Source organism: Actinomadura sp. 21ATH (assembly GCF_041951345.1).
Lineage (GTDB): Bacteria > Actinomycetota > Actinomycetes > Streptosporangiales > Streptosporangiaceae > Spirillospora.
In genome coordinates this window covers 71483-84865 of the sequence record NZ_JBGNUR010000023.1, presented here as the reverse complement: position 1 = coordinate 84865, position 13383 = coordinate 71483, and the positions used below count along the sequence as shown (strand labels likewise).

9 protein-coding genes are annotated in these 13383 nt (G+C 69.0%); 2 read left to right on the top strand and 7 right to left on the bottom strand.

The window, feature by feature from the left end:
- Positions 1 to 235: 235 nt before the first annotated feature.
- The 4 genes from ACA361_RS38300 to ACA361_RS38285 form a co-directional block, all read right to left on the bottom strand.
- Positions 236 to 1927 (bottom strand): Mu transposase C-terminal domain-containing protein, encoded by a 1692-nt coding sequence (locus ACA361_RS38300; RefSeq protein WP_375020027.1) that lies wholly within the window; start codon positions 1925 to 1927, stop codon positions 236 to 238.
- A 158-nt stretch (positions 1928 to 2085) separates the two neighbouring features.
- A complete protein-coding gene (locus tag ACA361_RS38295) occupies positions 2086 to 3141 on the bottom strand; it encodes a helix-turn-helix domain-containing protein (RefSeq protein ID WP_375020026.1) in 1056 nt (351 codons plus the stop codon).
- Positions 3142 to 3145: 4 nt separating this feature from the next.
- Positions 3146 to 4423 carry a hypothetical protein gene (locus ACA361_RS38290; RefSeq protein WP_375020025.1) on the bottom strand — a complete coding sequence of 426 codons (1278 nt, stop codon included), beginning with the start codon at positions 4421 to 4423 and terminating at the stop codon, positions 3146 to 3148.
- Positions 4424 to 4505: 82 nt separating this feature from the next.
- Positions 4506 to 5261, bottom strand: coding sequence for an AAA family ATPase (locus ACA361_RS38285; protein WP_375020024.1), 756 nt, complete (start codon positions 5259 to 5261; stop codon positions 4506 to 4508).
- Between the two features lie 903 nt (positions 5262 to 6164).
- Between ACA361_RS38285 and ACA361_RS38280 the strand changes: the two genes are divergently transcribed.
- A complete protein-coding gene (locus ACA361_RS38280) occupies positions 6165 to 7124 on the top strand; it encodes a nucleoside triphosphate pyrophosphohydrolase family protein (RefSeq protein ID WP_375020023.1) in 960 nt (319 codons plus the stop codon).
- 945 nt (positions 7125 to 8069) lie between these two features.
- Here the strand turns inward: ACA361_RS38280 and ACA361_RS38275 are convergent.
- The 3 genes from ACA361_RS38275 to ACA361_RS38265 form a co-directional block, all read right to left on the bottom strand.
- Positions 8070 to 9455, bottom strand: a complete 1386-nt coding sequence (locus tag ACA361_RS38275; protein WP_375020022.1) for a hypothetical protein — start codon at positions 9453 to 9455, stop codon at positions 8070 to 8072.
- A 23-nt stretch (positions 9456 to 9478) separates the two neighbouring features.
- The gene (locus ACA361_RS38270; RefSeq protein ID WP_375020021.1) at positions 9479 to 10210 is read right to left on the bottom strand and encodes a hypothetical protein; all 732 of its coding nucleotides are present in this window, start codon (positions 10208 to 10210) and stop codon (positions 9479 to 9481) included.
- Between the two features lie 183 nt (positions 10211 to 10393).
- Positions 10394 to 11494 carry an HNH endonuclease gene (locus ACA361_RS38265; RefSeq protein ID WP_375020020.1) on the bottom strand — a complete coding sequence of 367 codons (1101 nt, stop codon included), beginning with the start codon at positions 11492 to 11494 and terminating at the stop codon, positions 10394 to 10396.
- 1290 nt (positions 11495 to 12784) lie between these two features.
- On the opposite strand from ACA361_RS38265, the gene ACA361_RS38260 reads away from it, so the two are divergent.
- Complete coding sequence (locus ACA361_RS38260) at positions 12785 to 13312, top strand: helix-turn-helix domain-containing protein (RefSeq protein ID WP_375020019.1); 528 nt, start codon at positions 12785 to 12787, stop codon at positions 13310 to 13312.
- The last annotated feature ends 71 nt before the right edge of the window (positions 13313 to 13383 follow it).

The window sequence follows — 13383 nt, the reverse complement described above, 5'->3', positions numbered from 1 at the left end:
CGCTCATGGTGCTCTGGCTGTTCTTGGGTAACCGCTGAGAGGCCGGCTTTACCGGCGAAGTCCTGGGCTGGCGGGCCGCGCTAAAAGCGCTGCTGCTGCACTAGGGTCACCGGTTTATCCTGTACTGAAGCCGGGCGCCGCCCGGGCCGCAGGATTTCAGATACCTCCCTTTGCCTGTGAGCGCCGCTAGAGAAAGTCGTCTTTTTGGGGGGGTGACGGCGGGGGGTTTGCCGCTTTATTGCGGGCGTTCTATGGGGTTGTGGTCGGGCTGCTCGAAGCTGGACAGGTCGACTGGTGGCTGGGTGAAGGGTTCGGCGTCGGATTCGGCGAAGGGTTCCGCGATGCCGAGCAGGTCATGGCGAGCGGCCGGTTTCGTCTTCTTCGCGGCTGGTGGCGCGGGGGGCGGTGCTGCCGGGCGTGGTGGGGTTGTGCGGGTGAGGTGGAGGCTGGTGCTGGTGGCTTGCTGCGTTTCGGGGGCATCGCCGGCGAGCATCAGGTCGTCGCGTGCCGCCTTCCGTGCGTGTGCGTGAAGTCGTTTGAGTTCGGCGGCGGACTCCCGTCGTTCTGTGAATATTTCATCTTTTTCCTCTTCGGTGAGGTTGTCCTTCGTGCGGGCGGTGCACAGGTGTTCTCCGTTTTGATACACCTCGACGTAGTCGTGCTCGTGCGGCATATAGCGCAGGACTACGCGTTCGCCGCCTCTGCCGTTGAGTTTCGGGTCGTAGTAGGTGCGGGATTTGTAGTTGATGCCGTTCTTTTGGATGACGTGCTCTTTTGTGGCCATGAGCAGGTGACGCAGTGTCTCTGCGGGAATGCGGTAGACCTCGAACGGGTCGGCTTCCCATGCTTGCAGGGGTGTCGCGCCGTTCAGCATGGAGTGAGGCTTGGTGGCGTTGTACCACTGAGCCCATCGGGCGAAGCGTTGCGCGAAATGTTCCAGTGTCCACGGTTTCACCTGCGCCTGGGGCGCGTTGGCGCGGGACTTGGGGTCGTCGCCGAGCGGCCCGAGCAGGCGGCCTGCCTTGTCGCGTGCGCCGCGGGTGTGGCCCGGCAGCCCTTGGATGAGGGTCTGCTCGACGGTCCGGTGGAGCCGCTCGATCTTGCCTTTGAGGTGGGGTGCGTAGCCGGGCAGCCTGTTGCGGGCCACGCTGAGCGAGCCGAGGGCGGCCTGGACCGACTCGGCGGCGAACTCCAGCCCTTGATCGACACGGACCAGGCGTGGCACCCCTCCGAACGGCCCGCGGGCGGGGGCGTGCGTCAGTGCCATCCGCAGGGAGGTCAGCACGGTCGACTGGGTGGGCTGGGTGGACAGGCACCAGCCCAGCAGTGCGCGGCTGCCGCAGTCCACCACGCTGGTCAGCCAGGGGTTGGTCGCGGCTCCTCGTGAGGGCAGGACCATTACTGACAGTTGTTTGTGGTCCATCTCCCAGATCTGGTTGCGTGGCACGCTGTCGCGGTCGAGGTAGACCTGGTGGCGTCGCCAGCCGGCCTCGCCTTCGGTCATGCCGGCGAGCATTCCGGAGGACAGCTGGTTGGTGAACGCGCGGTGCAGCGTGCGCAGGGACACCGGCTGGGCCTCGCGCCATCCGTCGATCAGTGTCTGCGGGATGGGACCGCCGGCGACGGTGAGGGAGTTGTCCAGCACGCCGGTCCGGGCCCGGTGCAGGTAGGCGATGTTGCCGTTGTAGAGGATGTAGGCGATCAGGTCGGTCTGGGTCAGCTCGTAGGGGGCCGGTCCCCTGCGGGTGGGTAGCGGGTCGCCGCCGGGTGGCGGCGCGGTGCTCAGCCGCCTCCAGATGGTGCGTGCGGTGACTCCGTAGCTGGTGGCGACCGTCTCGACGTGGGCGGTGGTGAGCAGGCCGTCTTTGCGCAGAGCACGCAGGTGCAGCAGCGAGCCTGCCCATTGTTCGGGGTCGATGTGGCCCACGGGTGCCCCTTTCTGGCGGTCGCCGCGCAAGGCCGGCGAGGAGGTGTGCATGTGGTCTCGGCTGCGGGGGGCGGGGGGCCGCTGTGTGATGGCGGAAGGTGTCCGGCTCGCCCCGTCGCCGGGGGTGCCGAGGTGGTGAGCGGCGGCGTCTGTTGCGGTCACGGCGGTTCTTGGTCGGGGGCAGTGCTGGAGGGGTCGTCACCGTCGTTTCCATGGATTGGCGTGAAGTCTGCCTTCAAGCCGGGGATGGAGTCTTGTGGCGAGGCCGGGGAGCTGATGGCCTCATAGCTGTGGTGGCGATAGGGGAACTCCCCCAGGGCGGCCCCCTGGGGCAGGCGGCGTTCGGGTTCGGTGCGTTGCTTGGAGCTGACGCGCCTGTACACAGGGCCGGCGCGGTTGTGCGTCGATGAGGCTGCGGGAGTGCGCAGGCTGTTGATGACGTCGGGGTCGACGAAGTAGGTGGCGCTGAGCGCGGGCGGCTGTAGGTAGCCCAGGCGGACGAGTCTGTCGGCGACCTTGGGGTTTTGCTGGAGGAAGCCGGTGATGCTCAGGGGGGATGGGTCGTGGCTGACGTTGAGCGCGGCGCGCAGCACCGTGGCCTCGGTGACGGTCATGCCGTCACGGGCGGTGTCCATGGATCTGAGCATGAGCAGCTGGTCGGGGTTCAGCAGGTCTGCCCGAGGCTGCAGCTGATATCTGCCGGGCGAGACGGGCCGCAGCCGCAGCGGGCCTGGGTGTCGGTGGTGCTGCAGCAGGTGCTCGAGGGCTTCGGTGGCCTGTGCCAGCGGCACATCCAGCGCTTGGGCGATCTCGGTCGCTCCCAGCGGGCAGGGGGCGTGTGCGAGCGCGGTCAACACGAGCATGCCGCGATGCTCAAGGGAGCCCGATTCCCAGGTGGCGGTTTCAGCTGCGGCGGCACTCGCGTCGTCGGCGGCCCGGTCGAAGCCGGACATGTCGCTCTCGGCCGCATCGCTCTCGCCGATGTCACTCTCGGCCGTGTCCTTGGTGGTGGCCTCCTGACCGGTGAGGGCGGCCAGTTCCGGCACGAGCGTGGTCACGGGGAGATCGAGTGCGCGGCTGACCGCCACGATGGCCGAGAGCGGGAAGGGAGAGAGGTCGATGTCGTCGGTGCCGTCGAACGGTATCCAGGTGTTCAGTAGCTGGCAGATCGTCGCCCAGCTCGTCGCGGTCTGGTGAAGTCTTTGGCCGATCACTGCTCTACTGATCACTGTTTCGGTACTTGTCTGTGAGGCGGTAGGGCTCGAGCCGATGCAGGGACAGTCCTCGCTGCGCCAGCCATGGAGTCGTGGCCGTGGGGTCTGCGGTGGCTGCCGGGATGGTGTCGAGCATGGGGAGGCCGAAGCGGATCCGCAGCGTCTCGTGGTCGGGGTGCGGTGGGACACGGGGGAACAGCGGTGCGTCCTCGCCGGCGCCGCTTTCGAGTCGGTGTGCCAGGTGCGCGCTGAGGATGCCTTGCGCTGTGCGTGGGAAGCGGTGTTCCACGACGGCTACTCGGTCGTACTCTGGCGCCATCTGTGTCACGGTGGCGCCGTCGGGTGACAGGTGGCGGATCTGCAGGGCGTTCAGATCGGCCGCCAAGTGCAGTCGCAGCGCCAGCGCTGCGGCCTCAGCGGGTGCGCACAGACGCCGGAGACGCCTGATGACGGCGTCGGTGAGCTGTGTCCCCAGGTGCGCCTCGGCAGGGTGCGGAAGCCGGTTGGGGCGCCAGCGCAGCAGGAGGTTGTGATGAAACAGCCCCACCTGGGCTGCTCGGAGCGTGACCAGCAATTGCGCGGGGTGATGGTCGGCGGTCAGCATCTCATCGCGCAGCCAGGCCTCGGTGCGCAGCAGGTTCAGCTGTGGTGTGCCGATTCGGACGCCGATGCCGTAGTCCGCGGCGAACCGGGCCGCGGCCGCGCGGGCCAGGTCGAAGACCTCGGCGACGCGCGCGAAATCGGCGTCAGCGATGCGGGCGCGGCACACTTCCATGAAGACGGGGAAGTCGGTGATGGGCAGGGCGGGCCAGGCGGGCGGTCGCGGTTGCTGCGCCGGGGCGGGGATGACCGGCAGCGCGTCACGAAGCTGCTTGGCGGTGATCTTTACTGGCTTACCGGCGCTCAGCCGCAGCCGCGGCGGCGGCGCGCCGATCCAGACCAGCCAGAGCCGGATGTGTGCATCCTGGGTCAAGGCCGCGAGCTCACGCAGCAGTTCCTCAGGCAGGGCGTGCGCACGGTCCACCACCAGGTCCCCGACGCGTTCTCCGCGCATCCACGCCAGCGCCAGCGCCAGCGCCGGCGCCTTGGCGATGCTGCCGGTGAGAGGCTCTTTGCCCAGCGCGGCGAGCATGTCGGCGCCCAGCCGGTGGCGTGCCGCAGCCAGGCTGCTGCGCGGGGATCCGGGCACGCGCGGCGAGACCACGATCCGTCCCTGGTCGAGGTCGTGGATCGTGGCGAGATAGTGGGTCACGGCGACGTCGTCGTCGGGATTGCTGACCACGACGACCTCACCGGGCGCCGGCCGGACGGGTCGTGCTGAGGCCCGGCCGCTCTGCCGGGCAGGCCGGCCGGGGACGGGTCCGCTAGTCTTCAACGCCACCTCCCAGCAAGCTGAGGACGTTGCCGACCACCACCTCGTCCACGTGCTCCCGGCCCGATTCGCTGCAAAGCTCCGCCGCGGTCAGGGTGAAGGCGGCCCAGTTCCTCAGCACACCCTCGGCATAGGTCTCATCGATGGAGGTCAGCAGTTCCTTGTTGGTCTGGGCGTAGATGGTGTGGTAGTAGCGCATCCAGCGCGGCACCGCATCGGGCGTCAGCGGCATGAACGGGAGCCTGCGATAGATCCTGGACTTGAGCATCGGCTCTCGCGACAGCCTCTCCCAGCACCCGTTTCCGCCGACATACAAGACCGCAAAGCGGGTCCTGCGCGAATCATGGAGCTGCCGGATCATCTCCAGGCAGTCCCCGTTGAGACGCTGGGCTTCGTCGAGGACGACCATGCGTGCCGGGGCGGCCAGATAGTCTTCCAGAACTTCCAGGAGAGGAAAGCGGCTCCGCTCGCGCGGAGGCTCGGCTCCGGTCACCGCCTTGAACAGTTCGCGGGCCAGCTGGTAAGGCGTCACGTTGCCCAGGGCCGACAGTTGGCAGTAGACGATCGGAAGTCCGGTTAGGGCTTCCAACGCCGCCTCCACAGCGAAGGTCTTGCCTGTGCCCGCGGGGCCGTGGACACAGCCCATTGCCAAATCCTTCGCCACGTCGGCGGCTATTCGTTGCGTGAGTTGATATTGGCGGGTCTTTAAGGTTCGGGCACCGGGCAAGTCCAAGAAGTGGTGGGGCACCGTCGTTTGCTCCTTGTCTGGATCGTGGCTAGTTCATGGCTTCCAGGGCGCAGCGCCTCGGGGCACCAGGCCGCCCGGCCGGGTCCGCACGCGACCACCGAAACTGGCCGCGGCGGCCCCGGGCAACTATGGGCACCGCGCCCCCGCTGCTGGAACTCACCGCCGCAATCGGACTCACCGCCGGGCGCTGCCGCCACACGGGCACCGCGCACCGGCGGCGGGGGCGGTTGGGAACCAGGTACGCCGCCGACGCCAGGCGAAGATCATCTGTTGGGGGTGGGAGACGGCCACGCCGAGCAGGTGGTCCGCCCGGTGGGTTGTCCCGGCTGACCGCGCTTCCAGAGGCGGATCCGCGCCGGAACCGGTGAAGAAGGCTCATCACCTGCCAGGAGCCGACAGTGCGTGCGGGCCCGCCGATCACGTTCACCGGCCGCCCGCCGGTCCCGTGCCCCGGCGGCCTGGTCCCGGCCAGCACCGGCCTCGCGCCGCAGCAGTGCCTGGCGGGCGGCGTCCCCGCCCGGCCCCGCACCGGCACCCGCCGACGCCTCCAGCCGCCGCAGCACCTCCGCCCTCGGTCTGCGCATCGGGGACGATGACGCAGCCGTACGCCTCCCTGACCTGATCCGGACTCCGTCCTTATGCTCTGGGAGCATGGGGACGCAACCCGGCCGTTGTCATCGGTGCCCAACGACGGCCCCGTTCCATGAGCGGGGCCTCTACTTGGGGTGACGGTCCGGCCCCTTACCGTCATCATCACCCACCCGGCCGGCGGATGCCGTGGAAACCGTGGTCGGCCCGTGTCCGCAATCGGCCCCGGACCGCCGACGTGGCGGCTGCGGCGCCGCGCCGACGGTCCGGGGCCCGCGTCATCCCCCGGCGTCCGGCTGGACAGGCTGCTCGGCGATGACGCGCACGCGCTGCGCGAGCGGGTGCAGCGGCGGATGCTGCTTCAGACCGCCACCGCCCGCACCGACGGCCCTGCAGCCCGGGCAGGAGGGCGCCGCCGTCCTCGTCCCGCTGCTCGGACTCATCGGCGAGATCGGGGCGATCGCCACCGCCTACAAGAAGCATCTGCGCGACGGCCCCGCCAACCCCACCTTCAAGGCCCAGCTTCGCGAAGAGCTCGGCGACACACTGTGGTACCTGGCCATGACGGCCGACCAGTGCGGGCTGGAACTGACCGACATCGCCGCTGCCAACCTGCACAAGGTCGCCGACCGGTGGCGGCCCACGGCCGCCGACCAGATCCCCTTCGACCGGGCCTACCCGCCCCACGAGCAACTGCCCCGCACTGCCCGCTTCACCCTCCGCCTCACCGACGTCAACGGCACCACCAAGTCGGTGCTCACCCGAGACGGCCAGCCCATCGACGACCCGCTCACCGACGCCTCCCGCATCGACGATGACTACCGCATGCACGATGTCTTCCACCTGTCCTACCTCGCGGTGCTCGGCTGGTCACCGGTCATGCGGTCCCTGATGGGCTGCAAGCGCCGATCCGACCCCCGCGTCGACGAGGCCGAAGACGGCGGCCGGGCCATCGCGATCGAGGAGGGCGTCTCCGTCCTGGTCTTCGCCTACGCCAGCCGGCACAACTTCCTGGACGGCACCACCAGGATCGACAACAAGCTCCTCGACGACATCGGCGCCATGGTCGGACAGCTGGAGGTCGCCGCCCACCGCGCCGCCGACTGGGAGAAGGCCATCCTCACCGGCTACGCGGCCTGGAGGAAGCTCCGCCGGATGGGCGGCGGAGTGATCGACCTCGACATGGCCGCCCAGACCCTCACCGTCACACCGCTGCCCGGCTCCCGCAACAAGCGGATCGAGGGCGAGCCAGCTCCGGCCCGACCGCAGGCATAGACCGCGCCCACAGGACTCCTCCTCGCCCTCCGGCCACGCGCCCGCTTCCTTAACCGCCCTGCTGGGCCAACGCGCGCACCCGTCCGATCGAGGGGGCAGCCGCCAGCCGGATGGCGCCGGCGGCCACCGTGATCGACGCCAGAAGTCGGCGCCAGCACCGGCCGACGGGCTCTTGCACGTCCGAGCACACGCGCACCGCCCGGCCCTACAAGCCCTCACCGCAGCGGTGCAGGCTGGCGGGGCGACGCGGTCGGCGTCATCGCCGATCGACCACGGCGGGCAAGAGCGCCGAGCCGCGTCCCCCGGGAGATGCGCGGCACCAAACACACGCCCGCCGATGGGCTCTTGGAGCCGGGGCGCGGCGGCTCCGATGCCAACGCCCGGGCTGTGGCCATTTTTCGCCTCCCGAACGCGTGATCTTGCCTGTCGGCGGCCGACCCACCATGACCCGGGCCCCCTCCGAGGTGTCCGGCCGGCCGGGCTTCCCCCCGGGGCCCTCGGTGTCCACGATCAAGATGCGCCCCCTGGCGGAGCCGTTGACGCGTGGGGCGTTGAGGGGACGCAAGGCACCCGGACTGGGGGCCTGCGAGCAAGGCTAATCCGGCGCGGTGCGGCCTGACCGGTGACCCAGGTTTCGCCTCGGGTGGTAGGTCTGAACAGCAAAAACCCGGCCCTCGAAGGGGCCGGGCGGTGTGCGTGCAGTCTAGCAGGTGTGGCCGGGTCGGCCTGGCCGACAACGCAAGCGCAACCGCTCCATGCACGCGGCGAGGACGGCCGAGCCGGATGAACACCGGCTGTGGAGCCGATCCGGCGGCAGCCGCTGACCAGGGCACGAGCGGACCCGGCTCGGCCGCAGTCGCTTCGGCGAGCGCTGGCCGCCTCGGTCCTGGTGGGAGGATCGACAGGCTCCGCCGGGAACACCAGTTGCCGCCCTGGACTGCCGACTCAGCCCCGCGGGCCGGTGTTGGCGTCGTCGGCGAGACGCGCGATGAGCGTGGCCAACGCGTTGACCTTCTTCTGCAGTTCGGCGACGCTGGTGATCAGCGAACTGTCGGCGCAGGCGATCAGGTCGTCTGGGTCGATGGCCTCGATGCTGCGGACGGTGCCGCTCAGGGCCTTGCCCAGCTTGGTGCGCTGCTCGCGCAGGAAGGTGTCCGGGTCGGCCTGGACCGCTGCGCGGACGCTGTCACTGACGAACTCACAAGCGTGGTCGAGGGTGTGAGGGTCGGACTGTGGGTCTTGGCATGCGGTCAGATATTGGGCTGCCTGCTGCCGGACGGCCGGGTCCAGGTCGACTTCGTGTCCGGCCGGGGTCTTGGCCCTGCCCTGGGCGACCACGCGCTGCAGGTAGTCCAGCCGCTCGGCCCGGCGGGTGTGCGCGGCGGCCTGTTTGCGCACCGCGGGGTCTTCCTGCAGCACCCGGGCCACCATCGCCGCTCGCTCCTGGGGACGCTCCAGCAGGGCGTCGCGCGCGGCCTCGGCGGTCTGCCGATCACCGAGGATGGCGGCGCGCAGCGCCGGCCGGTTCGCTGTGATCTGCACGGCCTTGCTGTAACTGGTGCCGATCGCCTCGGCCTGGGCGGCCAGTTGCTGGCGAGTGTCACTGCTGGGCTCGTAGACGGTGAAGTAGGCCGACCAACGGTCCGGCCCGGGCAGGGCGATCTGCTGCCCCGGAACCAGAGTGTCGGCATGCGGAACGACCCCGTCGTGGGCGGCGCGCTCCCACGCCTTGTGATAACGGGAAACGCGGCCGACGTCGCAGCCCGCCCGCTGGGCGAAGGTCGTGAACGACACCTTGCCGTCTGTGTTGTCGGGGGGCCTCCGATTTTGGTCGTGAGCCTTGCTAACGGGTTTTCCGGGTCGTGGTCCCCCACCCCCCTTGCGGGCACTGCGCGCGACCATCAAGGCGAACACCCAGCCGCCCGACTCGGTGAAGGCGCCGAAAGCGCGGGCGTCCCGGTCGATCGGGTTTTGGCAGGGATCGGGGCCCAGTAGTTGAGCGAGCCGAGCCCGCATGTGCTGCATCTGCTCGGCGATGTGCGGCACGCCTTCGTGGGGGTGGTGCAGTCGCAGCAGTACGCGGACGTGCTCCACCGTGGAGTTCAGCCCGAAGGGCGGCTTGGCCTCGATGAAGTCGGCGAAGTCATCGAAGGGATCCTCCCGGTTGACGCCCGAGGGGATCTTCCGCCATGTGTCCTGGTCGACCACGGCCGCCAGCAGTTCCAAGAACCCCACGGGGGTGCCGCCGTTGCGCTCCAGGCTGGAGCGAAGCTGATAGACCTGCTTCTGCTCCTCGGTCAGGTAGCTGTTGGAGTCGACGCGCGTTTCCATGGGGCTCCAGGTGCCGGTTCGCTTCAGATGGAGTTCGACAGGCCCAACGCCGCCTTCAATCTCCGATTAGCCTTCTCTATCGTGTTGGCCTCATCGGCGCTACACGAAGCACGCTTGACCGCGGCCATCGCTTTGGTCATGGCCTCCTGGTAGCCGGGGACCTCGGGGGTGATGCCCCTTTTGTACAGCTGGCTCTTGACGGTGTCGACGACCTTGACCTTGATCTCGTCGATCTGCTGCCGTTCGGTCTTGGGGGCCTCGAAGACCGGCGGCGGGCCTGGCTCGGGGCGTGGCGCGGGCACCTGGAGCATGACCCCCGCCAGTTCGATCGCCTGCTTGAGCTTGGTCACGGTCTCGGCCGAGTCCACCGCCCGTTTGATGTGCTCCACCAGCAGCACCTCGTCTTCCTCCATGTCCAGCTCGTTGCTGGAGGCGCGGGTGCCTTGGGCGATCGCCGACTCGACATAGGACAGCGGCTCCTGGACGCCGGCGCCGGGCTCGGGGGCGTCGCGCTCGCGCTCCTCGATCAGCCGCAGGCCCAGGGCACTCTCATCGCGCAGCAGTTCCAGGAAGCCCTCCATCTTGGGGTCGTCGGGGGCGACGATCACGCAGGACTGCTCGCGGCCGGGCATCTCCTTCCAGACCCGCAGGCCCCGGCCCACCAACTGCATCAGGTGCCCCCCGTCCCGGTAGTGGGTCAGGATGCCCACGACGCTGATCTGCGGGCAGTCGTAGCCGATGAAGGCCATCCGCACCGTGACCAGGATGTCCTGCTCCTGGTACTTGAAGTCGGCCAGGGCTTGGGGCGCGTCGGCGTCGGAGGAGACCGCCAGCCCGACCCGCAGGCCCGGATAGTTGCTGTGCAGGTATTCGGCGACCTTCCGGGCGTCGTTTTGGCCGATGCAGGAGATCAGGCCGCGGTACTGGCGGTGGAAGGTCTACTTGTCCTTGACCGCGGCCACCACCCGGTCGACCAGCGGTTTCCAGGTCTGCGGGTCACGCAGCACCGGCACCAGGTCGCTTCCGTCATCGGAGAGGTTGTACTCCAGCAGGCTCTCGCCGCGGCCGTCGTCCTCGCCCAGTGTGCGCCGCGAGATCCGAGCGTCGGTGCGGGTGAGCTCGAATTTGCGCAGGTAGCCCTCGGCGATTCCGTCGGCGTAGCTGGCCTCGGCATGGTGAACCAGCTTGAGCCGCTTGGGGTTGGCGGGGTCGGGCTCGTAGTCGGCCAGGATCAACCGAGCGTTGTCGGCTCGGTAGGGCGTCCCGGTCAGCAATAGCGTATGCCGGGCGTGATCATGCATCCGCTTGATGAGCTCGCCCGCGCGCGTCCCGCCGTTGTCGGTGTCGTTGCCCTCACCGCAGAACTGCGCCTCGTCGGCGACCAGCAGGAACCTGCCTTCGTTGATCTTCGCCCAGTTCAGGTACAGCGACTCGTTGGTGACCAGGGCGCTGTAGGTGGCCACGAACCCGCTCCCGTGCTGGCTGGGGAAGGTCAGCGGCGCCTCGTTGGTGCGATGGCGGATCATCCCGATCCGTTTGGCCGCATCGAACAGCAGGCACAGCCCGCGGGTCTCGCCGGCTGCCCCGGTGTACATCCAGCCCGTCTCGCACTGCTCGGCCAGCGCGATGCGAGGCACGAACACGGCCACATAGGTGATCAGGCCTTCCCGGTAAAGCCGGGTGGCCAGCGACTGGTAGGCCAGTGTCTTGCCCGATCCGGGCGTGGCGAGCACGGTCGTGCGGTCCAGGCCGGCGCGCAGCCGCTCCAGGACCTGGTTGGCCACCTCGGCCTGGAAGGGCCGGGGGACGAAGTCATCACGGAACTGCATCTGGCGCCCCTTTTCATGATTGCAGGCATCACACAGCGCCTGGCCGTTCTCGATGCTGGTCGGCCCGCCGTCCACCCAGGGGATGCGGTGGTCAGCGTGCCAGCCTTCCAGCAACTCCGCACTGCACCCCTGACAGCGCCCCTGGGCGAGTTCGAATAGCACCTGCCGCTGGGCGGGACTGAAGAATCTGCGCGGATCAAGAACGGCCACGGCCGCCACTCCTTCGACTTGTCCAGACCCGAAATGCTACCTGCACAAAAAAGCATCCCTCGGCAAGGGTAACTAGATTCTCAAAGACGCTCATCGGTCATCAGAATTGCCATAATAGGTGACAAATTATGTCATTTCGGCTTGCCTTGAATAATCGCCAAGAACATGGACGTTTAGGTGGATTCCTGCGGGGTTTCTGTGGCAGTTTGTTGCACTCGGTGAGCCAGTGAAGGCTTGGCTCAGCGCATGGTCCGAATCATGGGTTCTGCCGCGGCCCGGCCGCCGGCGGCCACACGGCGACAGCCGCACCGGCGAGGACCTCCACGATGCGCCAGTGCGGGGGCTGTCCGCTCAGGCGCCCTCAAGTCGCCCCGCCCGGCCGCCCGAGAACCGCCCAAGCCGCAGCGATGGCCGGCATGAGGCATCTGGCGGCGCCTTCGGAGCGATGTCGATCAAGCGCGGCCCGCGTCCTTGCGCTCCGCCGCCTCGTGGCCCACACGCGCCAGGCGGGGGAATCAGCCGGTGCCACCGGCACGAGTCTTGCCTCGCGTCCTGTTTTGAGGCTCGCTCTCGTCTTGCCGTGACCAGGAGCCTCCCCGGCCCTCTCCGGCTCGGGCCGCCGCGTCGCGGGCCTGCGGCCGCGTCGAATCGGGCGAGGTCATCGGTAGGCGGATGCGCCCGATGGTCTTGATTCACCTCTTGCAGCAACGTTTTTCGACGAAGTCCGACAACGCCCTCTTCCGCAGTCCGTACCGTGCCGATGAGATCGGGCGACACGCGCGACTTCGAGGCAGAGAGCCGTGCTGCCCTGCCTCGATGCCGCGGTCGTCGGCGCCGGGCATGCACGGAGCCGAACGCGGTGAACGGACGCGGCAGCCGAGGTCGCGCACAGTCGAGAGGGTTGGGTCCAGCCGGGGCCGTGCCGGCTGCCACGGTGGCACGCGGGCCTGGCCAGCCACCCTCTGCCAGCATCAGAGGGCGAGAGCGCCGGACGGAACCGTCGCCGAAACTCATCGAGTTTCCCGCGCCGACGCAGCCGTCAGCGTCGCCCGAAGCACTGAACCCACGTTCCTGCTTCTCGCGGTCACCGCCACGCTGACGGCCAACGGCCCGCCTGGTCGCGTTGCCATGCGTGAGCGAAGGCCCAGCCCAGTCCGCTCGCAAACACCGGCCTCTTCTCGGGAAGGGCGCCGGTAGCGCCGCGTCGGTCCTGGGTGATGGACACTTCGCTGGTCGCCGCCATGCCGATTTGTCCCTCAGGGGGCCAGAGCCCATCCTGAACGATCGTGCATGGTCGCCCGGCACCCGATCGCTGGCCCGCCGGTAGTGATGGAGTGTGCGTCGACGGGGCGGCCGGTGATGGCCCACGGCAGAGTGCGGCTGGAGGGCGGCCGGCTGCGCTGGTTGCGGCTGGAACGCGGCCTGACCTTGGACCAACTGGCGGCGCTGACCGCGGGCCGGATACCGGCCCGGCAGTTGCTGGAGTATGAGGCGGGCCGGCGGCGCTGTGACCCTGCGCGGTTCGCCCAGTTGTGCCGGGCGTTGGGGGTGGCGCCGTCGGCGCTGGCGGCGGTGGGCGTCGAGGAGGCTGAGCTGGCGGACCTGCGGCACTGGGCCGGGCTCACCGCCGATGAGGCGGCCGAGCGGCTGGGGCTCTCGCAGTGGTCGTTGCTGCGCGCTGAGCGGTCGGGACGGTTGCCGCGGGCGGTGGCGCGCGCGGTGTTCGTGCGGTCGGTGGCGCGGGTGTACCGGCAGCCGCAGCGGGTGATCGCTGCGGCTCTGCGGCGGGCGGAAAGCCGGGCAAGTGACCCCATTTAGAAGCTGTGACCTGCGGAAATGTATTGGACTCGGGTGGGAGTGGGTAGTGGGCGAGGTGATCATGCGGGTGC